This is a genomic window from Tsuneonella suprasediminis, assembly GCF_003605755.1.
GTDB lineage: Bacteria > Pseudomonadota > Alphaproteobacteria > Sphingomonadales > Sphingomonadaceae > Tsuneonella > Tsuneonella suprasediminis.
The window spans coordinates 564,796-590,729 of the sequence record NZ_RAHJ01000018.1; the positions used below are offsets into that span (position 1 = coordinate 564,796).

Genomic DNA, 25,934 nt, shown 5'->3' on the forward strand with positions numbered 1-25,934 from the left:
GGTCGGCTGTATGCGAAAGGGGCGGCTTCCGAGAGGAGGCCGCCCCTTTCATTATGTGCTCTTAGACGAATACCGCTCTGGCGGTCGGCCATTCAGCGGTCGGCTGTCCGGATCCGCTGAATGGATAACATCGCCGTCTTACCGATCTCAGGCTGCGAGTTTCCGCAGAACGTACTGAAGGATGCCGCCGTGGCGGTAATATTCCATCTCGTTCGCGGTATCGATGCGGCACTTCGCAGTGAAGGTGAAGCTGCTGCCGTCTGCACGGGTGACCGATACTTCGACATCCTGCCCCGGCGTCAGATCGGCCAGACCATGAATGGTGAAGCTGTCATCACCGGTGAGACCCAGCGATTCGCGTGTGTCGCCGCCAGTGAACTGCAGCGGCAGCACGCCCATCCCGACAAGGTTCGAACGGTGGATACGCTCGAAGCTTTCGACGATGACCGCGCGTACGCCCAGCAACAGAGTGCCTTTGGCTGCCCAGTCGCGGCTGGAACCGGTGCCGTATTCCTTGCCGGCGACCACAACCAGCGGGGTGCCGTCGGCCTTATGCTTCATCGCGGCGTCGTAGATCGGCATGACTTCGCCGTTATAGCGCGTCATTCCGCCTTCGATGCCGGGAACCATTTCGTTGCGAATGCGGATATTGGCGAAAGTGCCGCGCATCATCACTTCATGGTTGCCGCGACGGCTACCGTAAGAGTTGAAGTCCTGCTTGGCGACCTGGTGACCCAGCAGGTATTCGCCTGCGGGGCTGTCGGCCTTGATTGAGCCGGCGGGGCTGATGTGATCGGTGGTCACCGAGTCGCCCAGAACGGCCAGCGGCTTGGCGTCGACGATGTCGGTGATCGGCGCCGGGGTCATTTCCATCCCGTCGAAATAAGGCGGGTTGGCGACATAGGTCGAACCGGCGCGCCACTGATAGGTGTCCGACCCAACGACTTCGATTGCCTGCCAGTGTTCGTCACCCTTGTAGACATCGGCATAGCGGCTTTCGAACATCTGACGGTCGATTGCACCGGCGCGGATTTCCGCGACTTCGGCGTTAGTCGGCCAGATGTCCTTCAGGAACACATCATTGCCGTTCTTATCCTGCCCGATCGGCGTGTCGACCATATCGGTGGTGACGGTGCCTTTCAGCGCATAGGCCACAACCAGCGGCGGGCTGGCGAGGAAGTTGGCGCGCACATCGGGCGATACGCGCCCTTCGAAGTTGCGATTGCCCGACAGCACACTGGCGGCAACAATATCGTTGCCGTTGATTGCTTTGCTGATCGGTTCGGCAAGCGGGCCGGAGTTGCCGATGCAGGTGGTGCAGCCGTAGCCGACAAGATCGAAACCGATTGCGTCGAGGTGTTCCTGCAAGCCGGCTTTCACCAGATAATCGGTAACGACCTGCGATCCGGGTGCGAGGCTGGTCTTGACCCACGGTTTGGGCTGCATGCCCAGTTCGTTGGCTTTCTTGGCCACAAGACCGGCAGCAACCAGAACATCGGGGTTGGACGTATTCGTACAGCTGGTGATTGCGGCGATCACAACGTCGCCGTCTCCGATATCGTGATCCCTGCCATCGACATCGACGCGCGCGGGGGCATCCTTACCGTACAGCTTTTTGAGGTCCGAGTTGAACAATTCGTCCACTTCGGGGAGGATAACTTTGTCTTGCGGGCGCTTCGGCCCGGCGAGCGAGGGGACAACGCTGCCGATGTCGAGCGAAAGCGTGTTGGTGAACACCGGCTCGTTTTCCGGCGTGAACCACAGGCCCTGTTCCTTGGCATATGCTTCGACCAGCGCGATGGTTTCTTCGCTGCGGCCGGTGAGGTGCATGTAATCCAGCGTCTTCTGGTCGATGCCGAAGAATCCGCAAGTTGCGCCGTATTCAGGGGCCATGTTGGCGATGGTCGCACGGTCGGCCAAGCTGAGATTCGACACGCCCGGACCGTAAAATTCGACGAAGCGGCCCACAACGCCAACTTCGCGCAGCATCTGCACGCAGGTCAGCACCAGATCGGTGGCGGTGACACCTTCGGCCAGTTCGCCGGTCAGCTTGAAGCCGACGACTTCGGGGATCAGCATCGAAACCGGCTGACCGAGCATTGCGGCCTCGGCTTCGATTCCGCCGACGCCCCAGCCCAGCACGCCGAGGCCGTTGATCATCGTGGTGTGGCTGTCAGTACCGACGCAGGTATCGGGGTAGGCGACCAGTTTGCCATCGGCATCTTCGGTCGACCATACGCCCTGACCGATATATTCGAGGTTCACCTGATGGCAGATGCCGGTGCCAGGAGGCACGGCGGAGAAATTCTGGAAGCTCTTGGAGCCCCATTTCAGGAAGTCGTACCGCTCAGCGTTACGCTGATATTCCAGCTCGACGTTCTGAGCGAACGCCTTGGGGGTGCCGAATTCATCGACCATTACCGAGTGATCGATCACGAGATTCACCGGAACCTGCGGATTGATCTTGGCGGTATCGCCGCCGAGCTTGGCAATGGCATCGCGCATGGCGGCCAGATCGACCACGCAGGGAACGCCGGTGAAATCCTGCAATAGTACGCGCGCCGGGCGATACTGGATTTCTTCGCCTGTGACCGGGTTCTTCTGCCAGTCCGCGATGGCCTGCACATGTTCGCGTCCGACGGTGAAACCGTCATCTTCGAAGCGCAGCATGTTTTCCAGCAGGACTTTCATGCTGAACGGCAGTTTCGATACATCACCGATCTTTTCGGCCGCCTTGTTCAGCGAGTAGTAGGCATATTCCTTATCGCCTACCTTGAGTGTGCTGCGGGTTCCGAGCGTGTCCTTACCGACCTGGGTCATGCGCGCGTCAATCCTTTCGCCTGTGGCTTCAAACGTGAGGCCGCGGGCAGCCTTGGATGGCCCCTGCGGCGGGTATGGGATATGTGCCCGGGCACCTGCGCGTATCCCGGCGCAACGTCAAGTAAGACGATGGTGCAGATGCGAAGGATTACTTTGTTCGTTCCATGATAAGACCTGTCAGGCGACGACTTGTTCGGGCACCTGAATATCGGGCCGACGGCGGGTTGCGATCCAGCATCCGGCAACAATCAGAACGGTTCCGACGAGTGTCCCTGACGTTACGGGTTCAGCGAAAAACAACCACCCGAATAGCGAAGCCCACAGGAACCCGGTGTACTCTATGGGGGCCAGTCGCTGGGTTTCGGCGCGGGCATATGCCCATGCGAACAGCATCGCGCCAATGGTCGATAAAACGGCGCTGACCGCGATATCGCCCCATGCAGGAATTTCGGGCCACTGGATAAAGAACGGGGCGAATCCGAGCAGACTCAGGAGCACGATGCCATTTTGGAATGTGGCGATCTCCAATGGGCCAGCCACCAGAGCCTGCTGCCGTTGAAGCACCAGATTCCATGCATAGAGCACCGCGGACAGCAGCACTGCGGCGATGCCCAATGGCGCACCACCGTCCATCGTTTCGTGCACGATCTTGCTGGCGAGGATTGCCAGTACCCCAGTAAGTCCGAGCGCAGCCCCAATAAACGCCCGTCGCTCTACCTTTTCCTTCAGTACGATCCCCGCCAGGAACATCGCGATCAGTGGCGCGATGAAGCTGATGGCGATCGCCTGCGCCAGGGGAAGACGTGTGAGCGAGAAGAAGAACGTGAAGCCCATTCCGGTGATGACGACGCCCCGAATCACGTGCAGCCGCAGCACATGCGGGGCGGGCCATTTGCCGCCTCTGGCTTTCCAAAGCGGTGCGGCGATCGCTATTCCAATCGGTGCGCGCAGCAACAGTGCGCTGTAGGCGCCCACGGCCAGCGCCGCGCTTTTCATATATGCGTCCATCAGTGACAGCAGCCCGATGGCCAATGCTGCGATAAGAACCGGCAGCAACGGGTGTTCTGTCTTTCCCATATGATGCGGCATAACCGTGTGGTGCGCGAAGGCAACTCGCGAAGCAGGGATTCAGGCCACAGTCAGGCGCGCTCATTGATTGGCGGGGGTGCATCGGCATATAACCGGCCCGGAAGGGCGGGTTGCGCCGTTTCGGGGCAACCGCATCATTTGAGGAAGAACGACCGTGATCAAGGGTTACACGCGTACATTGCTGGCAGGGGTGACTGCCCTGACTTATCCGGTGTTCGCGTTCGCGCAGGACAAGGCGCCCGAAAATCTGTTGCCGCCCGAAGCGCCCGTTGTGGCGTCTCAACCGGTTCGTGGCGGTGCCGATGACGTTACTGCGCCGAAGCAAGCCACTACGCCTCCCCCGGTTATGGAAGCAACGCCTGTGGTGCAACAGGTCGCGCCGCTGGTGCAGGTGTGGTCGGTTGGCGATGCGAAGGCGCTTCTCGGCGTGATCGCCAGCATCGGCAGCGAAGGGCTGAACCCCAAGGATTACAACCCCGATGCCCTGAGTGCGGCGATTGCAGCCGGGCCGGGCGACACGCTTAATCAGACAGCCAGTCAGGCATTTCAATGGCTGGTGGAAGATCTGCGCGACGGGCGCACACCGATGGACGACCGCAAGCAGTGGTTCGTCGTCGACCCGGACCCCGATCTTTACCCCACCGGCGAGATTATGGCCGATGCATTGGCGAGCCACAACATCGCCGGTGCGCTCAAGGCGCTCAATCCGACAAAGCCCGATTATGCCCGGCTGCGCGATGCGTTGGCGGAAACGACCGACCCGGCACGGCGCAAGTTGATCAAGGCCAATATGGATCGCTGGCGCTGGTTGCCGCGCGATCTGGGTCAGCAATACTTGCTGACCAACGTGCCGGAATATCAACTGCGTCTGACGGTCAACAACAAGATCATCTCGACCTACAAAACCATTGTCGGCAAGCCGGGGCGCACAGCGACTCCGCAACTGGCGGAAACGGTCGAAGGGGTGATCTTCAACCCGACCTGGACAGTGCCGCAATCGATCGTGAAGGGCGAAGGGCTGGGCGCCAAAGTGCTGAACAATCCGGGCTGGGCCAAGGCCGCCGGCTACAAGGGGTGGAAAGACCCCAAGACCGGGTTCGTCACCGTGGTTCAGCAGCCGGGGGCGAACAACTCGCTTGGCTTGATGAAGCTGGATATGCCGAACCCGCACGCGATCTTCCTGCACGACACGCCGTCGCGCAACCTGTTCAATCGCGATCAGCGCGCGCTGAGCCATGGTTGCATCCGCACCGAACGGGCGCAGGAACTGGCCATTACGCTGGCGATCCTCGGCAACCTCGCCAATACCCCGGAAACCCGCAAGGCTGCGGCGGACGAGGCGGTCGCGATCAGCACCTCGGGCAAGTACACGCGTGTGCCGATTGAGAAGCAAATGCCTGTTTACATTACCTATTTTACGATGGGTGTGGACATCAACGGCAAGCTGCGGGCGTTCAGTGACATCTATGGCCGCGATGCCCCGGTTCTGGCCAGTTTCGACAAGCCGCGCGTGGCCAATCGTGCTCGCAAGACAGATGAGAAGGTGGTTGAGATCATTGACGATCTGCAAACCTGATCGGGATCAGTAAACCCCCGGATTGAGCTGCGCCTTCGGGTCGCCTTCGCGCATCAGGGGGCGCAGATCCATTTGTGATTGGGGTACTTGCTGTGGCACCTGCTGCGGAGTCTGCGGTGTGACCGGTTCGGGCGGCGGCGCGACAGGTTTTTCCACATGCTGCCCGTCGGGGCCAATACCCAGTCTGTCCGAATAAAGCAGCCGTCCGCCTGCCAGATGCAACAGCGCCAGCTTGAAATCAGCCTCACCCATAGCAAAGCACCCGTTGGAGCGCCCAAGGCGGCCCCACCGGGCGAGGAACCCCGGTTCGGCATAAGATGCACGGTGCATCACGATGGCGCGGCTGAGGGCATTGGTGTTGGTCGAATCCAATCCTTCAAGCCGGATCGAGGTGCCATAACGGCCGGTGTACCAGCCGAAGGTCATGAACGCGCCCTTGCTTGAACAATTCGATTCGGGAACGTCGGAGAACCAATCGAGCCACCCGTCGTGTTCGGGGTCCGATCCCGAACCGTGCGAGACATGGAACGATTGGACAGTCCCCGTTTCGAAATTGCAGAAATGGAAGCGCGGTTCGCTGGACCGCACGCCATAATCGGCAATCCCGACGATGTCGGTCAGCCACATACGATGGCCATGCTTTTGCAATTGTTCGTGCGCGATAGCGAACAGCTTGCGATCGCGCGGGTTGAGCGACATCGGTTGCGCCGGGATCGGCGCAGCACGCAGCGCGGATGGCAGGGCCAGACCGACGGCCCCCACAGCCAATGACCCTCTCAGGAGATCGCGACGTTTCATGCTGCACCTATAGAGTCGCGCTGGCTAACCGGGCCTGAATGCCCCTTTCCGCCAAGCGGACGGTATGCGTGATGCAGCGCCGTACCCATCAGGGCTGCCATAGTGCCTACCACCAGCGAATCCCAGATCAACAGTGTCCAGACCACAGCCGGGGATTGGCTGAATGCGAGGTAATGATTGCCCATGTGAACTCCCATGAGCAGAAAGTAGGGCAGGCCGACGAAGACGATGATCCGAAGCACGGCGAACCAGCCTGAATGAAACGACGCGGCCAGTGTCATGGCGCGGTCGCCCAGCAGGCCGCCAATCATCCATATCAGCAAAGGGAGGGTCGCGAGCGAAATAGCGATATTGATCGCTTGTCCCTCCATGCCGGGTAGCAACCGGGTTATGCCCACTCCGAGCAGGCTGATTGCAACCTGAAGCGCAACACTGCCAAGCACCGCGCCCCACAGAATCCCGCGCAAGTTCCACCAGCGCGCCCCGCGCTCGCGGTTGGCCCAGAACGACAATGCGGCCATGATCGCGATGAACAGGCCCGCGATCTTGCCATATCCGAATGCCCAGCGGGTGGGGTCCATCGCCAGTGTCTGGAAGGCCTCTTTGCTGGCGAACATGCCCAGCTTCACTTCCGCCACATGCTGCACCATTTCGGGCAGCGCAGCGATCAGCGGGATGATCGGGGCCAGCCACCACAGGCGCACACCATCGCGTACCGTCTCCCAAAACCGCTGGAAGAATGCGCCGATCATTCGGCGGCTTCCACCACGGTATCGGCTTCGCCTGCGTCGCTCATTTCATCTTCGATTTCGGCAGCTTTCTTTTCTACCAGACTGACGATGTGATCGAGCATGTCGGCGCTTTGCACGTGATGATCGGTCACGCCCGACAGATAGACCATGTGCTTGCCCGCACCGCCGCCGGTGATGCCGATATCGGTTTCGCGCGCTTCGCCCGGTCCGTTGACCACGCAGCCGAGGACGGAGAGCGACAGCGGCACCTTGATATGCTGCAACCGGTCTTCCAGTGCCTGAACTGTGCGGATCACGTCGAAACCCTGCCGTGCGCAACTGGGGCACGATACAACGCGCACGCCGCGTGTGCGCAGGCCGAGGCTTTTGAGGATTTCGAAGCCGACGCGCACTTCCTGTTCCGGCTCTGCCGACAGCGAGACGCGGATCGTGTCGCCAATCCCCGCCCACAGCAGATTGCCGATGCCAATGCTCGATTTGACCGTACCGCCGATCAGCCCGCCCGCTTCGGTAATGCCCAGATGCAGCGGGCAATCGACCGCGTCGGCCAGCCCCTGATAGGCGGCCACGGCGAGGAACACGTCGCTCGCCTTCACGGCCACCTTGTATTCGTGGAAATCGTGATCCTGCAGCAGCTTGATATGGTCGAGCGCGCTTTCGACCAGCGCTTCGGGGCAGGGTTCGCCGTATTTTTCCAGCAGGTCTTTCTCAAGACTACCCGCGTTCACGCCGATGCGGATCGCGCAGCCGTTGGCTTTGGCCGCGCGGACGACTTCGGCCACGCGGTCGCTCGATCCGATATTGCCGGGGTTGATCCGCAGACAGGCGGCCCCCGCATCGGCGGCTTCCAATGCGCGTTTGTAGTGGAAATGGATGTCGGCCACGATCGGCACCTGCGCCGCGCGGACGATTTCCGGCAGCGCGGCGGTGCTCGCTTCATCGGGGCAGGATACACGGATGATATCGACCCCGGCATCTTCGCATCGACGAATCTGGTCGATGGTCGCCTTTGCGTCGGAAGTTGGCGTGTTGGTCATCGTCTGCACGGTAATCGGCGCATCGCCGCCTACCGGCACCGAACCGACCATGATCTGGCGACATTTGCGCCGTTCGATTGTGCGCCACGGACGTATCGCGTTCATACTGTTTGCCTGTACCCTGAATGCGTGGACCGCATGTTACACTGTCCTGAACCAAAAAAGTCCACTGCCGCGCGGGCACCGGACGCATCGCCATATAGGGGGCCATATGGGGGCAGTGCTGCACGATTGCGACCGAATTGATGGCGGTGGTTCATCGCGGCCCTGATACCAAGCTGTATGCGATTAGGAAACCGGGCTGGGGCGGCAGCATTCTGATGACTGCCTACAGCGTGAGTTCGTAGAGGAACTCATCGTCGCGATGGCTGCCCACCCAGAACGCGATATCGGCCACTTTGGCGAATCCGTATCGCTGGTAAAACCGCTGAGCACCGAAGTTCTCGCTATAGACCGACAGTTGGATCGCCTCTCTCTCTCGCATCCGTGCTTCGCCAATCGCCCATTCGATCAGCGCCGCGCCCACGCCGCGCCCGGTGGCCTGCGGGGCGCAATATAGCTGGCTGAGGATAGCGGCCCGCGTGGGTGGCGGAGCGGGGCGTTCGGGGAAACTCGCGTCGAAGTACATCGTGCAATACCCGATCAGTCCCGCGCTATCTTCTGCCAGCATCACCCCGGTATCGGCATCCGCCACTGCAGCGCCCAGCTTTTCGGGCGATCTTTCGTTGTCGAGGAAGCTCTGCAAATCCTCCGGCGCGTACAGGTGGCCGAATGCTGCGACAAAGCACTCCCGGCTCAGTTCCACGAGGGCGGGGATGTCGGTGGTGGAGGCGGGGCGTAACAGCATGGCTCTTATCCTAAACACCGGCAGCACGGCTGGGAAGCATCGCTATGGCAGGCTTGCCTATCGCGGTGCGGGCGCGCATTGCCCGGACATTGGAGGGACCGAAATGTCGTTTGTCTGGAAAGCCATTGCCTGTTTCGCGGCGCTTGCCGCCAGCAGCACTCTTCATGCGGAGGAGCCTGTGCCCACTGCAAAATGGTCGATTGCCATCCACGGCGGCGCGGGCACCCTGACTCGCGAGCGGATGACGCCGGAGAAAGAGGCCGCCTATCGCGCTGCATTGCAGGCCGCGCTCGATGCCGGATCGGCTGTGCTGAAGCGCGGCGGCTCTTCGGCGGATGCGGTTACCGCCGTGATTACCCAGCTGGAAGACGATCCGAAGTTCAACGCCGGGCGCGGTGCGGTGTTCACCTGGGACGGGACTAACGAGATGGACGCCTCGATCATGCTGGGCGAAACACGCGCGGCGGGGGCGGTCGCCGGGGTCGGCACGGTGCGACATCCGATCCTGCTGGCGCGGGCAGTAATGGAACACAGCCCGCACGTGTTCCTTTCGGGCAAAGGCGCCGAACAGTTCGCCGCGGAACAGGGGCTGGAAATCGTCGGTCCCGAATGGTTCGCGACCGAAGAACGCAAACGGCAACTGGAACAGATGAAGGCGAAGAACCTCTCCGCCCTCGATGTCGAATTCAAGTTCGGCACTGTTGGTGCGGTGGCGCTGGATCAACACGGCCATCTGGCCGCGGGCACCTCGACCGGCGGGATGACGGGCAAGCGGTGGAGCCGGATCGGCGATTCCCCGGTGATCGGCGCGGGAACATGGGCCGACGATCGCGCCTGCGCCGTGTCGGGCACTGGCTGGGGTGAATACTTCATCCGCGTGGGCGTGGCGCATGCGATCTGCGACCGGATGCTGCTCGCCGGGGAAGACGCGCAGACTGCCGCCGACGCGGTGATCGGCGACGTCGCCACGATGGGCGGCGATGGCGGAGTGATCGTGGTGTCGAAAGATGGCGACGCAGTGTTCAGCATGAATACCCCCGGCATGTATCGCGGCCGGGCGACCAGCAGCGGCACCAATGAAGTCGCCATCTTCGCAGACGAAGACGAGTGATCCCCGCCTTGGCGGCGCAATTGGCGACACGGGGCCGATCCTGACGCGGGGCGGCCCTTTTTCGGGGCTGCGGGCACGAGACATGGACCGCTCCCTGAAGTTTTGAAATCTGTGACTTTCTGCGAATTGTTGTGAGAGGACAGGCTGTTAAGCGCCCTTCTGGCATGGTGCGGTGTGGACTTGCATAAAACCGAACACTGCACACCATTCGTGCTGCCGATCCGCTGCGGTGACGATAGCTGGAACATCATGCGATCATGCCCGGCGCAAGCGATGTAGGAAATTCCTTTGCCGGGCTGAGCAACGGTGCCGTCGTCTCTCCATCTTCTGGTCGGCACACATCATCGGAGCGCAGCTAAACCAGCGCCACTCCAGCCCCCTCGTCATTGCGAGGAGCGCAAGCGACGCGGCAATCCACGGACTGCCCTTGCCGCGCCGTGTGAGGGTAGTGTTTGCTGTAACCCTCCCGGCATGGATTGCTTCGCCACGCTCGCAATGACGAGGGACGGTATGGCGAAGGTGTGGAAGCTGACTGCTGACCGGTCGCGGAAAGAACAGCGGGATGCCGGATCGGGTCCGGCATGACGATGGGGCGAGGGTGGGTGAGCGGCTGTTTTCATACGCCAGCCGACACGCCCCGGAGCGCAGCTAAACCAGCGCCGCCGCTTATTTCGAGAATGGGTTCTTCGGCGTTTTCAGCACGACCCGCACCGGCACGGCATCGAAACCCAGTTCCTTGCGGATGCCGTTCACCAGATAGCGTTCATAGCTTTTGGGCAGCATGTCCAGCCGGGTGCCGAACACCACGAAGCGGGGCGGGCGGGTGCCGGCCTGCGTGATATAGCGCAGCTTGATCCGCTTGCCCTTGGGCGCGGGTGGCGGGTTCGCTTCCAGTGCGTCGTCGAACCAGCGGTTGAGCGCCGATGTCGGCACGCGTTTCGACCATGCCTCGCGGATTTCGAACGCGGCGTGGAGCATCGTGTCGAGCCCTTTGCCGGTGCGGGCGGAGACAGCGAACAACGGCAGGCCGCGAACCTGCGCCAGCCCTTCGTCCAGCGCACCGCGAATGCCGTTGAACAACTTGCTCGCGTCTTCAGCGATGTCCCACTTGTTGATCGCGATCATCAGCGCGCGCCCTTCTTCGAGCACGTGGCTGGCGATCTTCAGATCCTGATGTTCCAGCCCGCGTGTCGCATCGAGCAGCAGCACCACGACTTCCGCGAAATCGATCGCGCGGCGCGCATCGGCAACGGAAAGCTTTTCCAGCTTTTCTACCACTTGCGCGCGTTTGCGCATTCCGGCGGTGTCGATCAGGCGGATATCGCGGGTATCGCCGGTTTGCGGGTCGGTCCATTGCCAGTCGATGGCAATCGAATCGCGGGTAATGCCCGCTTCCGGCCCGGTCAGCAGCCGGTCTTCACCCAGCAGGCGATTGATCAGCGTGGACTTGCCCGCATTGGGCCGCCCGACGATAGCCAGCTTCAGCGGCCCGGAGAGCAGCTCTTCCTCGCTCGGTTCGTCCGCGCTTTCTTCGCCTTCGGCCTTCTCTCCGATGATCGGCCACAGGGCATCGAACAGGTCGGCCACCCCTTCACCGTGTTCGGCGCTGAGCGCGACGGGATCGCCAAAGCCGAGCGAATATGCCTCCAGCACACCCGACTGGCCGGTGCTCCCTTCCGCCTTGTTGGCGACTGCCACCACCGGCACTTTCTGACTGTGGAGCCAGCGGGCGATTTCGTTGTCGAGCGGAGTCAGGCCCGCACGGGCATCGACCACGAACAATGCCGCATCGGCCCCTTCCAGACTGACTTCGGTCTGTTTGCGCATCCGGCCCGGCAGAGTTTCCGCGTCATCGTCTTCCCACCCGGCGGTGTCGACGATAGTGAATTCCATCCCGGCAATCGTCGCGTCGCCCATGCGCCGGTCGCGCGTGACGCCGGGCTGATCGTCCACCAGCGCCAGCTTTTTGCCGACCAGCCGGTTGAACAGCGTGGACTTGCCCACATTGGGGCGCCCGATAATGATGACCTGCGGTTTCATGACTTCATCGCGCAGGTGGCCTGTTGGCGCGCGAATGGCAAGCACCGTTATCGGACATGTGGTTAAAGGGCAATTAACCAAAATGCGAAGGTTCCCTCTAACCACCTTGCGGCAACGTGATGAATATGAAGGTAACCACAAGCATCTTCGCGCTCGCCATCGCCTGTGTCGCTACGTCGCCCGTGTTGGCCGATTCGGCGGATTTCGATGTTCCTGCTGGTGGCTCTGTGGGTTCCGGGGTGGAACTGCCGCCCTATTTGCAATGCGTGCCCTATGCGCGCGAACGCACCGGGGTGAAGATTTATGGCGACGCGCTGACCTGGTGGGACAAGGCGGCGGGCCGTTACAAACGGGGAAACCGGCCCAAAAAAGGGGCGGTGATGGCGTTCACCCCCTATCGCAACATGCAACTGGGCCATGTCGCAGCGGTGGCCAAAGTGATCGACAGCCGCACTGTTCTCCTCGACCATGCCAACTGGTCGCCCATCAACGGGCGGCGCGGGCAGATCGAACGCGGGGTAAAGGCAGTGGATGTGTCGCCCGCCAACGACTGGAGCGAAGTGCGTGTGTGGTACGATCCGATTCAGGGTCTTGGCCGCACTGAGTGGCCGGTGGCCGGGTTTATTTATCCTGACCGCGACACCAGCGGGAATGCCGATTTCGCACCCCGCACGACTATCGCCGCGGCGACACCTGCGCCCGCTGTCGTTCCGGTTGCCAGCACGCCGCGCCCGGCGCGCGCGCCTTCGCGGGAGTTCTTGTCCGCTTTTGCCGATATCGGCGCGCCGAAAGCCTCATCCGTGCCACGCCAGTCCCTTACGCGCCGCACCGTTGCATCGGCCCCTGCGCGGGTGGCGATGGCGGCACCGACGCCGCGCCGCGAAACGCGCACTCAGGCGGCATCCAACGATCCGATTTCCGCTGCACTGGCGCGATACGACCGGTAGGGAAAGTAATTCACACGAAGACGCGAAGGCACGGAGAGGGTTTGGTTCGGGGGTAGCGGCCGCACTGTCGATGGCCGTTCCATACTATTACGTGTATCCCATCCACTCGTCACTGCGAGGAGCCGGAGGCGACGTGGCAATCCATAGACCATCCCTCGCCACCCTTACGACTGCCGCAATGGATGGGAACCTCAGACCCTGGATTGCTTCACTACGTTCGCAATGACGAAAGGAGGGTGGGGTGGAAGCTTGTCACACGAAGGCGCGAAGGCACGGAGAGGGCGTGGTTTGGGGGTAGGGGACCGCACTGTCGATGGCCAGTCCATACTATTGCGCAAATCCCACCCACTCGTCATTGCGAGGAGCCGGAGGCGACGTGGCAATCCATGGCGCGCGCGTTACCTCTGTCTTTTACGATGCGATGGGCAGGACCGTCGACCGGATCAAACACTTCACTGCGTACACAATGAGGAACGGGGTGGCAGGCACCGTCAGCACGACAGGTGCCTCCCAAATCACGCCTTGGCGATGGGTGCGTCTTCGCCCAGATCTTCGAACCATGCTTCGACCGGGCCGGTCAGCTTGATGGTCAGCGGCTGCCCCTTGCGGTCCATCGATTTGCCGGCCTGAACCCGCACCCAGCCTTCTGAGATGCAATATTCCTCGATATCGGTCCGCACCCGGTCTTTGAACCGGATGCCCACGCCGCGTTGCAGCGCGTCGGCATCGAAGAATTCGCTGCGCGGATTGACCGCGAGGCGATCGGGCGGGGTCTGGGCTTTATTGTCGCTCATGCGCGCCCCCTAGTGCGAGGAGGGGCGGGCCGCAAGATATCGCGCATATCAGGTGGCAGGGATTTCGCCCGGATGTTCGCCCGGCTGCACTGTATCGGGCTGCGGAGGAGCGATTTCGTCGGGCTGGCGCACCGGTTGCTCATCGGGCGCGGGCGCGGGCGGTGTCTCGGGCGGGGCGGCCGGTTCGATTTTGTCGGGTGCAGGGGCCGGTTCGCCTGCGGTCGGATGGGTCATTTTTGGGCTCTCCTGAAGTCGCAAAATCACAACGAATGGAAAAGCATGTCTGTTCCGGTGGTCTCGTGGCTTGCCCTTTCGCGCCGGGCGGGCTAACGGCGCTCCCTTGTTCGTGGATGGCCCCGGCTATTCGCGCGGCTTCGTTCGGGTTTGCGGGCGTGGCGGAATTGGTAGACGCGCTGGTTTTAGGTACCAGTATCGAAAGATGTGGGGGTTCGAGTCCCTTCGCCCGCACCATACCGCCGCGCACGGGCGCCCGGACAGACACACCGGATTTCTCAAGAAGGCTTTTCGCTCAGATGCAGATCAACGAAACCACCAACGACGGGCTCAAGCGCGCCTATTCCGTCACCATTCCGGCATCGGAGATCGAAGCTGCGATCGCTGCCGAAATCAAGAAGATCGCGCCGCAGGTGCGGATGCCCGGCTTCCGCCCCGGCAAAGTGCCCGCCAACCTTGTGCGCAAGATGCACGGCGATGCGATTCACGCGCAGGTGGTGAACGACACGATCAAGGATGCAGTCGATTCGCTGATGCGTGACAAGAAACTGCGCCCCGCGATGCAGCCGCAGATCGAACTGGGCGAAGGCTACGATCAGGGCAAGGATGCCGAACTGTCGGTCAGTCTCGAAGTGCTGCCCGATCTCGAAGCGCCCGCCACCGATGGCATCAAGCTCGAACGTCTGACTGTTCCGGTGGCCGATTCGGAAGTGGACGAATCGCTCGAAAAGATCGCCAGCCAGCAGAAGAGCTGGAAAGATGCCGCCAAGACCAAAAAGGCGGGTGATGGCGATCAGCTTATCATCGATTTCGTCGGCAAGCTCGACGGAGTCGAATTCGAAGGTGGCAAGGCTGAAGAAGCGCCGCTGGTGATCGGTTCGGGCCAGTTCATTCCCGGCTTCGAAGAACAGCTCACCGGCGCGAAAGCGGGTGACGAGAAGACCATCACCGTGACGTTCCCCGAAGATTATCCGGCGGAACACCTCGCGGGCAAGGAAACCACCTTCGATGTGAAGGTGCACAAGGTTCAGGTCGAAGACGAAACCAAGATCGACGAAGATTTTGCCAAGTCGCTTGGCCTCGAAAGCCTCGAACAGCTGCGCGGTCTGCTCAAGGGGCAGGTGGAGCAGGAACTGAACGGCCTGACCCGCACCGCGATGAAGCGTCAGTTGCTCGATCAGCTGGCCGCGGGCCACGATTTCCCCGTCCCGCCGTCGATGGTCGATGCCGAATTCGAACAGATCTGGCAGCAGCTGATGCAGGAAGCGGCGCGGGAAGAAGACCCGAAGGCCGCGATGGAAGAAATCGAAGCCGAGAAGGACGATTACCGCAAGATCGCAGAACGCCGTGTGCGTCTGGGCTTGCTGCTGTCGGAAATCGGGCAGGCCAACGGCGTGCAGATTACCCAGCAGGAAATGTCGATGCTGATCCAGCAGGCGGCGCAGCAGTATCGCCCCGAAGACCGCGACCGGTTCATGGAACTGATCCGCACCAACGACATGGCAGCCGCTCAGCTTCGTGCCCCGCTGTACGAAGACAAGGTCGTCGACTTCCTGTTCGAGAAGGCTGAAATCACCGATCGCGAAGTAACGCGCGAGGAATTGCAGGCCGCCATCGAAGCGGACGAAGACGAAGCGGCCAAGCCGGCCGCGAAGAAGAAAGCTCCGGCGAAAAAGGCTCCGGCCAAAAAAGCCGCCACCAAGGCGGACGATGCCAAAGCGGACGATGCCGCCGAAGCAAAGCCTGCTGCGAAGAAGGCTCCGGCCAAGAAGGCACCCGCTAAGAAAGCTGCTGCCAAGGCGGACGACAAGGCAGAGGCCAAGCCTGCAGCAAAGAAAGCGCCGGCTAAAAAGCCTGCGGCCAAGAAAGCTCCGGCCAAGAAATAAGCGTATTCGATACGCAGCCGCGCCTTTGCAGGCGTGGTGACGAAACGGGCGTACCTGGCGACAGGTGCGCCCGTTTCGTTTTGCCGGTGGTCGGCAGCGATGGATGCGGCAGAGCGCCCTGATGGGTCGGGTGTTTTCCGGGCCGATGTACAGGCGTTCCATGTCTTGCGACGAGTTGTGCGACAGACAGGACAGCGCCTTTGTGGCGGGGTGTTCGATGGATTTATGCCCGGCTACTACCCTCTGCGACGGGTTAAAGAATACGTGCGGGGTCACGAATACAATGGGATCGCAATTCGCGCGCGGCATGTTCCGCACGTTTTTCCGCAAGTCGCCGATGATCGCTTCGCTGCTGGCCGCAATGGCCGCTGTCGCGACGCCAGCGGTGGTTCAGGCCAAGGCACTGCAATGCGTGCCCTATGCGCGGCAGGTTTCGGGTATCTCGATCCACGGCAACGCCCGCACATGGTGGGGGCAGGCCGAAGGCACTTATGCTCGTGGTAAGCAGCCGAAAATCGGCGCTGTGCTGGCCTTCAAGAGCACTGGCGCGATGCCCTATGGCCATGTCGCGACAGTCGCGAAAATCGTCGATGAACGGCACATCCTGCTCAATCATGCGAACTGGTCGGGGCCGGGCCGGATCGAACGCGCGGCGATGGCAGTCGATGTGTCCGATGCCGGTGACTGGAGCGCGGTGCGCGTATGGTATGCGCCGATCGGCGGGCTCGGTACCCGGGTGAATCCAACCTTCGGCTTCATTTACGCCGAAGCGCCCGGGAGCGAGGATCTCGACACCGGCCCAATCCATATTGCCAAAGGCAACGGTGCTGGTGAAGGCGCTTCCATCCAACTGGCTGCGAAGTAGTCAGTTGAAAATCCTGAGGAGCGTCGAACCGCTCCCCTCGATTGCGGTACTGGAGCACAGCAAGTCAGTCCGGTCCAGCGAAGGCACTCCAGGGCGGGCTAGAACGTTCCCTTCACACTCAATCGGAACATCGGTCCGATCAACTGCGCGCGATCTTCCTTCAGCAATATCGGGGCAACATCGCGCGGGCCGTCATACACAGTGCGGTACAGCCGGTGGCGCGCATTGAAGAGGTTGATGACCTGAAATTTCACGGTCATTCCCAGCACATCTTTGTTTTCCAGAAACCAGATGTCGAATACCGGGCCTTCGTTGTCATACCCGAACTCGCCCACACGGTAGTAATCGGTCACTTCCTGTGATTCGATGGCCGCGCCCCACGCCCAGTCGCTCTGCGGAATATCGTGGCGCAGCGATACGTTCACCACCCGCGTTGCCAGATAGCTGATCTGCCGCTTCTCGTTCGTCACCGGATCGACCAGCGACGATGTCTGCAAGACAACATCGGAATCGATTTTGACACCGTGGAACCCGATCGGGTCAAGGTTGAATGTGCTGGTCCATTGGAGGCCATAGCGGTGCGCGCTGGGAATATTGCCACGCCCTTCGCCGCCGCCGGGCAGCGGGATCACATCAATATAATCGTCGTACAGTCGGGCAAAAAGCAGCAGGTTGGTCGATCCCCAGCGGCCCAGTTCCTTCTTTCCTTCCAGATCGAAGTTCCATTGCTGGGACGGGACGAGATCGGCGTTGTTACCGTTCTGATTGCCCAGATCGAGAAATACACGGGCAAGAAAGTCGTCAAAATCGAGCTGGCCGACCGCGCGCTCTACTTTGAGCGAGATATCCAGCCCTTTTTCCGGTGCCCACGCCAGACTGGCGGTGCCTTTCGGGCGGAAGAATGTGCGCGATAGTGAATTGGCGCCGGTCTGCGAAATGGTCGAAGATTCCGCCGCTGCAAGCAGTTGCAGAGTGACTTTGCTGCTCAGCGGGCGACCGTAGCTGAGCGATCCCTCATACCGGCTTTCCCGCACGCCGCCGGTGCCGCCCGGAAATGGCACTTCCACGAACTCACCTGCGGGCGACAGGTCGAACAGCGCGCCCTGCTCATCCAGTCGGTTGAATGCCCCTTCCAGCGCGATCTGCCAGTCGGCCTGCCCCCATTTCCAGCCATATTCCGCCCGCGCGATGCGTTCGCCGCTGGACAGATCCTGCCGGAAGCGACCGCCGACCGGATCGCTGGTATCGGCAAAGCTGATGACCGCGTTTTCATCCCGATGGGCGCGCTTATACCGCTCCAGCCCGATCAGCTTGAGCCGCCCGCTTGCCAGCGGGAATTCATAATCGCCGCTGATTTCATAGTTATACGCGCGGTAGCGTCCGGTTAGTAACCAGTCGCGAGCGATATCGTCCACTGGCAGGCGGACTTCGTCTTCCGCAAAAGTCGAATACTCCCGTTGATATGACAGGTTGAGGTTGCCCATCGTCGATCCGGGCCCATTGTATTTCAAACCCGCGCTGACCTTTGGTTCGTCGCTGTCGGACCATAGCCGACCATCGCGGGCCTCGATCACGGAGCCGTTGGCATCGCGAATGGAGTAGGGGCCACCATATGCGCCGCGTCCTTCGTCGTTTGACAGGCCCAGCGTATATTCCACGCGGCCCCGTTTGCCAGTCACTGAAATCTCGCCCCCCAGATATCCGGGGTGGGAAAAGTGCGGCCGGACCTCTCCGTTCCATCCGAACTGGCCGGAGAAGCTGTTGCCACCGGTGACGATATTGGCGACCTGCCCTGAAAGGCCGGGTATCGAAAGGCGCGCTCCGTCCACGATTTCGATGCGGACAACGTTGCTGGCGGGAATGCGGCCAAGCTGATCGTAAAGACCATCGGATTTGCCGGACAATCGCTGCCCGTTCACCAGCACGTTTTCGGTCGCCTTACCTAACCCGCGCGTGCTGGAATCCCCTTCGCGGATCTGGAAACCCGGCACATTTCGCAGCATGTCGAGCGCGCTTTTCGGGGAGAATGCAGTGAAGAAGTCTGCCGGGTAGGCGCCCTGTACATGTGAGGTGTCAGGGTCGGCTGCGGCGGAGTCGGCGGCAACAGTCGCAGGCTTCTCGCCAGCGCGCGCAGGCGTAGTGCCAAGTGCAGCGATAGCGGCGGAGGCCATCAGCATCCCATTGAAATAACGCATGAAGCCCCTCTCCGGATAGTCTTGGGAATGGTGCTATTGGTGTTGGGGAAAAGGGAACAGAGCGCACTCGATCAACGGCGCTTACGTGCCGTTCAATGACATTTGTAATCGTTCCACTTCCTGTTGCGGCAGTGGGGATTGCGGTTAAGCCCCTTGAACATCGCTCCGGTACTCGCGACATAGGCGGTCGCAATCGACCCAATATGAAGGCACATCCACAATGATCGACCTGCTCGGCAACTCCGGCGAAACCTACGGCACACAGGGCCAGTTCACACGCGATCCCCTCACCGGGGCGCTGGTGCCGGTGGTGGTCGAACAGACGAGCCGGGGTGAACGCAGCTTCGACATTTTCAGCCGCCTGTTGCGCGAACGTATCGTGTTCGTGACCGGGCAGGTGGAAGACGGGATGGCCTCGCTGATCACCGCGCAGCTCCTGTTCCTCGAAAGCGAGAACCCGAGCAAGCCGATCAGCATGTACATCAATTCGCCCGGCGGTGTGGTGACAGCCGGGATGGCGATCCACGACACCATGCAATACATCAAACCGCGCGTGTCGACGGTGTGCATGGGACAGGCGGCATCGATGGGCAGCTTCCTGCTGGCCGCGGGGGAACCGGGTATGCGGATAGCACTGCCCAACGCGCGAATCATGATCCACCAGCCCAGCGGTGGTGCGCGCGGCATGGCCAGCGATATCGAAATTCAGGCCAAGGAAATTCTGCGCATCAAGGCGCGGATGAACGACCTGTATGTCAAGTACACTGGCCGCACGCTGGACGAAATCGAGAAGGCGATGGACCGCGATACCTTCCTCGAAGCGGACGAGGCGATGAAGTTCGGGCTGGTCGACAAAGTCTTCGAAACCCGCCCTGAAAGCGACGCAACACCAGAGGCCGAAGGATCGGGCGGCGCGCCCGAATAAGGCCGCGTCCGTAACCATTCGGCTGCGTCCTGTGCCATTCGAGGGCACAGGGAGTAGGAAACCGGCAACCTTGTGCCTTCAGCTTGTCGCAAGGCAGCTATGATAGGTACAAGCTGTTGGATTATCGTATCACTGGCCGTAAGGTCAGCGAATCCCTGCGTTGTAGGCAGGGATTCGGGATGAGCAGGAAATGACCAAATTGACCGGAACGGATTCGAAAAGCACCCTTTACTGCAGCTTCTGCGGCAAATCGCAGCACGAAGTGCGCAAGCTGATCGCCGGCCCGACGGTGTTCATCTGCGACGAATGCGTCGAACTGTGTAACGATATTATCCGCGAAGAAGCGAAGGCAGGCCTTGCCGGGCGCAAGGAAGGCGACGTGCCGACCCCGCACGAAATCTTCAGCACGCTGAACGATTACGTGATCGGGCAGGATCGCGCCAAGCGGGTGCTCTCGGTCGCGGTGCACAACCATTACAAGCGGCTCAAGCATTCGGGCAAAGCGGGCGAGGTCGAACTGGCCAAGTCGAATATCCTGCTCGTCGGCCCCACCGGTTCGGGCAAAACCCTGTTGGCGCAGACGCTGGCGCGCACGTTCGATGTGCCGTTCACGATGGCCGATGCCACTACTCTGACAGAGGCTGGCTATGTCGGTGAAGATGTCGAGAACATCATCCTCAAGCTGTTGCAGGCCAGCGATTACAACGTCGACAAGGCGCAGCACGGCATCGTCTATATCGATGAAATCGACAAGATTACCCGTAAGGCCGAAAATCCCAGCATCACCCGCGACGTTTCGGGCGAAGGGGTGCAGCAGGCTTTGCTCAAGCTGATGGAAGGCACCACGGCTTCTGTCCCGCCGCAGGGTGGGCGCAAGCATCCGCAGCAGGAATTCCTGCAGGTCGACACCACCAATATCCTGTTCATCTGTGGCGGTGCGTTTGCGGGGCTGGACAAGATTATCGCGGACCGCCTGCAGAAGCGCAGCATCGGTTTCGGCGCACATGTGGCCGACCCGGACAAGCGCCGCGTGGGCGAACTGCTCCAGAAGTGCGAGCCGGAAGATCTGCTGAAATTCGGTCTGATCCCTGAATTCGTCGGCCGTCTGCCGGTGATCGCGACGCTCAACGATCTCGATGTCGAAGCGCTGGTGCAAATCCTTACCGAGCCGAAGAATGCGCTGGTGAAGCAGTATTGCAAGCTGTTCGAACTGGAAGATGTCGAACTGACTTTCAACGATGACGCTCTCCGCGCCATCGCTGAGAAGGCTATCGCCCGTAAGACTGGTGCGCGCGGTCTGCGCTCGATCGTGGAAGGCATCCTGCTCGACACGATGTTCGACCTGCCCGACATGGAAGACGTGACCGAAATCGTTATCGACAAGGACGTTGTCGAAGGGCGCAAGGAACCGATCCGCGTAGTTGGTGGCAAGACGGATAAGGAAGAGGCAGCTTAAGCTTTAGGGGCTTCTTGCTGTCTCGGACACGCATGTGCCGCAGGCGGGCCGATACTATCGACCTGGAAATTGCGAAACCCCGGCCAGCAGACCGGGGTTTCGTTTTTGGGAAGGCGGTTTTTGGGGTGCGAGGGCTGCTATCTGCCGGTCAGCACCCGGTATCGCATCCTCGCGTGATTTCCACCTGAAGCGTAGTGTGGCCGATGCCGTGATGGTGGGCCAGTTCTTCCGCCACTTCGCGCAGGAATATGTCGCCGGGGTGGCCGCCGGGCATCATGAGATGCGCGGTCATCGCGGTCTCGGTGGTGCTCATCGGCCAGATATGCAGATCGTGCACGGCAGCCACTCCGGGTAGAGTGACGAGGTATTCGCGCACCGCGACCACCGAAATCCCTTCGGGCACCGCGTTGAGGCCCAGTTTGACGCTGTCTTTCAACAGACCCCAGGTGCCCCATGCGATCACGATAACGATCAGCAGGCTGGTCACCGGATCGACCCAGTTCGCGCCCGTTAACAGGATTACGACCCCTGCGATCACCACGCCCAGACTGACCAATGCATCGGCCGCCATGTGAAGGAACGCGCCACGCACATTCAGATCGTGCTTGCTGCCGCGCATGAACAGCAGGGCAGTGAAAGTGTTGATGACGATCACGATGCCAGCGACCACGATCATCGTCCACCCTTCCACTTTCGGTGGGGAGGACATGCGATGCACGGTTTCATAGGCGATACCGCCAATGGCGATCAGCAGCAGCGCCGCATTGGCCAGCGCCGCCAGAATAGTTGAGCTTTTGTAGCCATAGGTGAATCGTCCGCCGGGGGAGCGCTGAGCCAGAACGCTGGCAATCCATGCCAGCGCCAGCGCGAGCACATCCGACAGGTTGTGCCCGGCGTCGGCAACCAGTGCCATCGATCCGGCCATAAAACCGTATGCGGCCTCAATTCCGACAAATACGGTGTTGAGCACGATCCCGATGGCGAAGGCGCGTCCGAAACTGGCCGGGGCGTGCGAATGGCCTCCATGACCGTGTGCATGGTGGTGGTCTTGCCCGGCGTGATCGTGTCCGCCGCTATGTGAATGTGTCGCGCCCATATCGCTCACTCGTAAATGCAGGAATCGAGCCCGTCGCGGCGGACAATGCCGATGCGGCGGGCTATGGTGTTACCGTGGCGGCGGGTAAAGCCACTGGGGCTGATCGCTGCGCGTTCCTTGGGCAGTGGCAGGACCGCCGCGATCCGGGCCGCCTCCAGCGGAGTGAGCCGGGCAGCGGAACGTTTGAAATAGCGCTGAGCGCCCGCTTCCACGCCATACGTACCGATCCCGGTTTCCGCGACGTTGAGATAGACTTCCATGATCCGCCGCTTGCCCCACAGGTTCTCGATCAGGAAAGTGAACCACGCCTCCAGCCCTTTGCGGAAATAGCCGCCGCCTTGCCACAGGAACACGTTCTTGGCGGTCTGCTGGCTGATCGTGGAGCCGCCGCGGATACGCCCGCCACGGGCATTGTGCTCAATTGCTTTCTCAATCGCTTCCTGATCGAATCCGTTGTGCGAACAGAATTTGCCGTCTTCACCGGCGATTGCTGCATCGACCATGTTGCGATCGATGTTGGATAGCGATTCCCAATCTTTGGTTATGCCATTGGGGTCCATCAGCATCGTGGCTGTGACAGGGACTGGCACGAACCGGTACAGCACCACCCACAGCAGGCTGAACAGGATGAAGCCAACAACTATTTTGGCAAGAAACATCGCGACACGGGTCATGCCGAAGGGGTAACGGTCGCAGAGGCAAAAGAAAATGGCGCTTTTGTCTTCACTGCTGAGTTTCGCACAAAGCGCTTATCGGCCCGGCTCCTGCGGCGATTGACAGAACTGCGCCGGGCCGATTTCGCTCAGGATGCCGTTACCAGCTGCGACCCATCATTCCGCCGCGCGCGACACAGCGTTCGAATGCTGGCAGATGGTTCTCGCGCGAGGCCGATTGCAACAGTTGCAGTGTTGCCTTCACTTGCGGATCGCGCACTTGCGGCAATAACCGGTCGTATAGCGCAATATTGGTTTTCTCCGCCTCGACCCCTGTCTGACAGGCGTCGAGGCGGGTCTTCGGGGCCGCAATCGTGCCGATATAACGATTGGGCGGAACCGTCATGCCCAGACGGACCATCTGTGCAATTACCATCTCGGCATGGCGCTGCTCTGCCCGAATGATATTCGAAAACGGACGCACGTCGCCAAATTGATCGAGCACGGCACGATAGGTCGCTTCTGCCCTGTATTCATCGTCCAGCGCGGTTTGCAGTGCGGCGCGGTCGCCGGTGGACTGGGCAGCGGGCGGGGGAGGGGGCGCGGCCCAGGCGACAGCGCTGCCGAAAATTACAATAGTGAGCGGGGCGAAGGTCTGGCGAACAAGCACCGACATAAACCGGTTCATCGGTCAGTCTCCTGTTGTCCCCTTCTTGTGGCGGTAGTCGCAGGTTCGACACTTGCTGACATTGACCGGACGCAAAACGGGCCGCGACCCGTGGGGATCGCGGCCCGTTCCAGGCTATTCGCTGTGCCGTTGGCTTATGCGGCCTCTGGTGCAGGCAGCAGCCGCTCGCTCGCGATCCGCTGCATCGCCTTCTGCAGTTTTTCGAACGCGCGCACTTCGATCTGGCGGATACGTTCGCGGCTGACGTCGTAAACCTGCGACAGTTCTTCCAGCGTTTGCGGATTATCGGTCAGGCGCCGCTCGGCCAGGATATGCTTTTCCCGGTCGTTGAGGCTATCCATCGCTTCCACCAGCATTTCGTGGCGCACGTGGGCTTCTTCTGCTTCTGCAGTGGTTTCGTCCTGCAGCGGGCGTTCGTCCTGCAGCCAGTCGAGCCATTCGCCCGATCCTTCTTCGCCGTTTCGCATGGAGACGTTGAGCGAACCGTCGCCCCCCATCATCATGCGGCGGTTCATGTTCACCACTTCCTGTTCGGGCACGCCGAGGTCGGTGGCGATCTTACGCACGTCGTCCGGGTGCAGATCGCTGTCCTCGTAAGCGTCGAGGTTTTTCTTCATCCGGCGAAGGTTGAAGAACAGCTTTTTCTGCGCGGCGGTGGTGCCCATTTTAACCAGCGACCAGCTCCGCAGGATGTATTCCTGAATGCTCGCCTTGATCCACCACATGGCATAGGTGGCGAGACGGAACCCGCGATCGGGCTCGAATTTTTTGACGCCTTGCATCAGCCCGACATTCCCTTCGGAAATCAGGTCGCTGACGGGCAGGCCATATCCGCGATAGCCCATCGCGATTTTCGCCACGAGCCGCAGATGGCTGGTGACGAGCTGCGCGGCAGCTTCGGGATCTTCGTGCTCCTCGTACCGCTTGGCGAGCATATATTCCTGCTCGGCGGTGAGAATCGGATATTTCTTGATCTCCGACAGGTAGCGGTTGAGGCTTTGCTCGCCGCCCAGTGCGGGGACCGACATTGGCTTGGAATTGCTCACTATTACCCTTACCTTTCTAGCGTCGCCCTCGCTTGGCGGACCCCTTCTGGGCATCCTCCGGATGGGGCACACACTACCGTATATAGGGATTTGCGCGCAATTTTGCAGCGCATTTCGTCGATTTTAACGAGCGAGTTCGTCGATAAGTTCCGCCATATCGCGGGGCAATTCGCTTTCGAACCAGCAATCTTCGCCAGTGACAGGATGAACGAAGCCGAGAGTCGCGGCATGAAGCGCCTGTCGGGCGAACCCCAGTTCCTTGAGAACAGGGCGTAGAGGGGCAGGCGTGCGGCCATATACAGGGTCGCCCAATAGGGCATGACCGATTGACGCAAGGTGAACCCGCACCTGGTGAGTTCGCCCGGTTTCCAACCTGCATTCCACCAGCGCGGCATGGTTCAGGCGGCGGATAGTGCGATAATGCGTGACCGCGTGCTTCCCGCGCGATGATTCGTCAGGCAGCACCGCCATTTTCTTGCGGTTGCTATCCGAACGACCAAGGCGGCCCGTTATCGTCCCTTCCGCCGGATTGGGCTGCCCGCCGGCGACGGACAGATATCGGCGGTGGATCGAATGATCGACAAACTGTTTCGTCAGCCCTTCATGCGCGGCATCGCTTTTGGCGACGACCAGCAGGCCCGATGTATCCTTGTCGATCCTATGGACGATTCCGGGGCGGGCCACACCGCCGATGCCCGAAAGCTGCCCGGTACAGTGGTGTAGCAGAGCGTTGACCAGTGTGCCGTCGGGATTGCCCGCTGCGGGGTGGACGACCAGCCCGGCGGGCTTGTCCACGACGATCAGATGTTCATCTTCGAACACCACCGACAGCGGGATATCCTGTGGCTGCGCCGCCAATGGGGCAGGTGGGGGCAGGGCAATGCTGTACGCGGTGCCGGAGGACACTTTTGCAGAAGCGCTTTTGGCCACTGCGCTGCCGACAGTAACTGCTCCGTCACCGATCAACGCCTTAACCCGCTCGCGAGAGAGGCCGGTTTCCTCCGCCAATACCTTGTCGATCCTGCCATCGCTGGTGAGAATGCCGGTCAGGGTTTCGGGCTGGGTCACGCGCAATGGCC

At 61.0% G+C, this 25,934-nt stretch carries 22 protein-coding genes and 1 tRNA gene; 8 read left to right on the forward strand and 15 right to left on the reverse strand.

Annotation, left to right across the window (positions count from 1 at the left end; genetic code table 11):
* Positions 1-147: 147 nt before the first annotated feature.
* The gene (gene acnA, locus D6858_RS08695) at positions 148-2,820 is read right to left on the reverse strand and encodes an aconitate hydratase AcnA (RefSeq protein ID WP_120109078.1); all 2,673 of its coding nucleotides are present in this window, start codon (positions 2,818-2,820) and stop codon (positions 148-150) included.
* 177 nt (positions 2,821-2,997) lie between these two features.
* On the reverse strand, positions 2,998-3,897 hold the full coding sequence (locus D6858_RS08700) for a DMT family transporter (RefSeq protein WP_120109080.1): 900 nt from the start codon (positions 3,895-3,897) through the stop codon (positions 2,998-3,000).
* 169 nt (positions 3,898-4,066) lie between these two features.
* On the opposite strand from D6858_RS08700, the gene D6858_RS08705 reads away from it, so the two are divergent.
* Positions 4,067-5,485 (forward strand): L,D-transpeptidase family protein, encoded by a 1,419-nt coding sequence (locus D6858_RS08705; RefSeq protein WP_420823829.1) that lies wholly within the window; start codon positions 4,067-4,069, stop codon positions 5,483-5,485.
* A 6-nt stretch (positions 5,486-5,491) separates the two neighbouring features.
* Here D6858_RS08705 and D6858_RS08710 read toward each other — a convergent pair whose 3' ends face one another.
* From D6858_RS08710 to D6858_RS08725, 4 genes are all read right to left on the reverse strand, one after another.
* A complete protein-coding gene (locus D6858_RS08710; RefSeq protein WP_120109082.1) occupies positions 5,492-6,283 on the reverse strand; it encodes a murein L,D-transpeptidase catalytic domain-containing protein in 792 nt (263 codons plus the stop codon).
* Positions 6,280-7,035: a hypothetical protein gene (locus tag D6858_RS08715; protein WP_120109084.1), complete on the reverse strand. Its 756-nt coding sequence runs from the start codon at positions 7,033-7,035 to the stop codon at positions 6,280-6,282. Before D6858_RS08715 ends, D6858_RS08710 begins: the two co-directional genes overlap by 4 nt.
* Positions 7,032-8,177: a flavodoxin-dependent (E)-4-hydroxy-3-methylbut-2-enyl-diphosphate synthase gene (gene ispG / locus D6858_RS08720; RefSeq protein ID WP_120109086.1), complete on the reverse strand. Its 1,146-nt coding sequence runs from the start codon at positions 8,175-8,177 to the stop codon at positions 7,032-7,034. The genes D6858_RS08715 and ispG overlap by 4 nt, the downstream gene beginning before the upstream one ends.
* Before the next feature lie 223 nt (positions 8,178-8,400).
* Positions 8,401-8,919: a GNAT family N-acetyltransferase gene (locus D6858_RS08725; RefSeq protein WP_120109088.1), complete on the reverse strand. Its 519-nt coding sequence runs from the start codon at positions 8,917-8,919 to the stop codon at positions 8,401-8,403.
* 103 nt (positions 8,920-9,022) lie between these two features.
* Here D6858_RS08725 and D6858_RS08730 point away from each other — a divergent pair, with 103 nt between their 5' ends.
* The gene (locus tag D6858_RS08730) at positions 9,023-10,030 is read left to right on the forward strand and encodes an isoaspartyl peptidase/L-asparaginase family protein (RefSeq protein ID WP_120109636.1); all 1,008 of its coding nucleotides are present in this window, start codon (positions 9,023-9,025) and stop codon (positions 10,028-10,030) included.
* Positions 10,031-10,696: 666 nt separating this feature from the next.
* Here D6858_RS08730 and der read toward each other — a convergent pair.
* Positions 10,697-12,070 carry a ribosome biogenesis GTPase Der gene (der, locus tag D6858_RS08735; RefSeq protein ID WP_120109090.1) on the reverse strand — a complete coding sequence of 458 codons (1,374 nt, stop codon included), beginning with the start codon at positions 12,068-12,070 and terminating at the stop codon, positions 10,697-10,699.
* A 125-nt stretch (positions 12,071-12,195) separates the two neighbouring features.
* Here der and D6858_RS08740 point away from each other — a divergent pair, with 125 nt between their 5' ends.
* Entirely contained in the window at positions 12,196-13,017 is an 822-nt protein-coding gene (locus D6858_RS08740; RefSeq protein ID WP_120109638.1) for a CHAP domain-containing protein, read from the forward strand.
* A gap of 515 nt (positions 13,018-13,532) precedes the next feature.
* Here the strand turns inward: D6858_RS08740 and D6858_RS08745 are convergent.
* Both D6858_RS08745 and D6858_RS08750 read right to left on the reverse strand, forming a co-directional pair.
* Positions 13,533-13,811 carry a DUF3297 family protein gene (locus tag D6858_RS08745; protein WP_120109092.1) on the reverse strand — a complete coding sequence of 93 codons (279 nt, stop codon included), beginning with the start codon at positions 13,809-13,811 and terminating at the stop codon, positions 13,533-13,535.
* 48 nt (positions 13,812-13,859) lie between these two features.
* Positions 13,860-14,045 (reverse strand): hypothetical protein, encoded by a 186-nt coding sequence (locus D6858_RS08750; protein WP_120109094.1) that lies wholly within the window; start codon positions 14,043-14,045, stop codon positions 13,860-13,862.
* 152 nt (positions 14,046-14,197) lie between these two features.
* Here D6858_RS08750 and D6858_RS08755 point away from each other — a divergent pair.
* From D6858_RS08755 to D6858_RS08765, 3 genes are all read left to right on the forward strand, one after another.
* Positions 14,198-14,282: transfer RNA gene (locus D6858_RS08755), tRNA-Leu, on the forward strand.
* Positions 14,283-14,344: 62 nt separating this feature from the next.
* Positions 14,345-15,931, forward strand: a complete 1,587-nt coding sequence (tig, locus tag D6858_RS08760; RefSeq protein WP_120109096.1) for a trigger factor — start codon at positions 14,345-14,347, stop codon at positions 15,929-15,931.
* 283 nt (positions 15,932-16,214) lie between these two features.
* Positions 16,215-16,796 carry a CHAP domain-containing protein gene (locus D6858_RS08765; protein WP_240623776.1) on the forward strand — a complete coding sequence of 194 codons (582 nt, stop codon included), beginning with the start codon at positions 16,215-16,217 and terminating at the stop codon, positions 16,794-16,796.
* Between the two features lie 98 nt (positions 16,797-16,894).
* Here the strand turns inward: D6858_RS08765 and D6858_RS08770 are convergent, their stop codons facing one another.
* The gene (locus tag D6858_RS08770) at positions 16,895-18,991 is read right to left on the reverse strand and encodes a TonB-dependent receptor plug domain-containing protein (protein ID WP_120109098.1); all 2,097 of its coding nucleotides are present in this window, start codon (positions 18,989-18,991) and stop codon (positions 16,895-16,897) included.
* Between the two features lie 220 nt (positions 18,992-19,211).
* Between D6858_RS08770 and D6858_RS08775 the strand changes: the two genes are divergently transcribed.
* Both D6858_RS08775 and clpX read left to right on the forward strand, forming a co-directional pair.
* Positions 19,212-19,916 (forward strand): ATP-dependent Clp protease proteolytic subunit, encoded by a 705-nt coding sequence (locus D6858_RS08775; RefSeq protein ID WP_120109100.1) that lies wholly within the window; start codon positions 19,212-19,214, stop codon positions 19,914-19,916.
* Between the two features lie 190 nt (positions 19,917-20,106).
* Entirely contained in the window at positions 20,107-21,372 is a 1,266-nt protein-coding gene (gene clpX / locus D6858_RS08780; RefSeq protein ID WP_120109102.1) for an ATP-dependent Clp protease ATP-binding subunit ClpX, read from the forward strand.
* A gap of 148 nt (positions 21,373-21,520) precedes the next feature.
* Here the strand turns inward: clpX and D6858_RS08785 are convergent, their stop codons facing one another.
* From D6858_RS08785 to D6858_RS08805, 5 genes are all read right to left on the reverse strand, one after another.
* A complete protein-coding gene (locus D6858_RS08785; protein WP_120109643.1) occupies positions 21,521-22,468 on the reverse strand; it encodes a cation diffusion facilitator family transporter in 948 nt (315 codons plus the stop codon).
* A gap of 5 nt (positions 22,469-22,473) precedes the next feature.
* Entirely contained in the window at positions 22,474-23,142 is a 669-nt protein-coding gene (gene mtgA / locus D6858_RS08790) for a monofunctional biosynthetic peptidoglycan transglycosylase (protein WP_120109104.1), read from the reverse strand.
* Between the two features lie 139 nt (positions 23,143-23,281).
* Positions 23,282-23,809, reverse strand: coding sequence for a ferritin-like domain-containing protein (locus tag D6858_RS08795; protein WP_240623777.1), 528 nt, complete (start codon positions 23,807-23,809; stop codon positions 23,282-23,284).
* 134 nt (positions 23,810-23,943) lie between these two features.
* On the reverse strand, positions 23,944-24,837 hold the full coding sequence (gene rpoH, locus D6858_RS08800; RefSeq protein ID WP_102153508.1) for an RNA polymerase sigma factor RpoH: 894 nt from the start codon (positions 24,835-24,837) through the stop codon (positions 23,944-23,946).
* 141 nt (positions 24,838-24,978) lie between these two features.
* Positions 24,979-25,923, reverse strand: coding sequence for an RluA family pseudouridine synthase (locus D6858_RS08805; protein WP_120109106.1), 945 nt, complete (start codon positions 25,921-25,923; stop codon positions 24,979-24,981).
* Positions 25,924-25,934 lie beyond the last annotated feature (11 nt).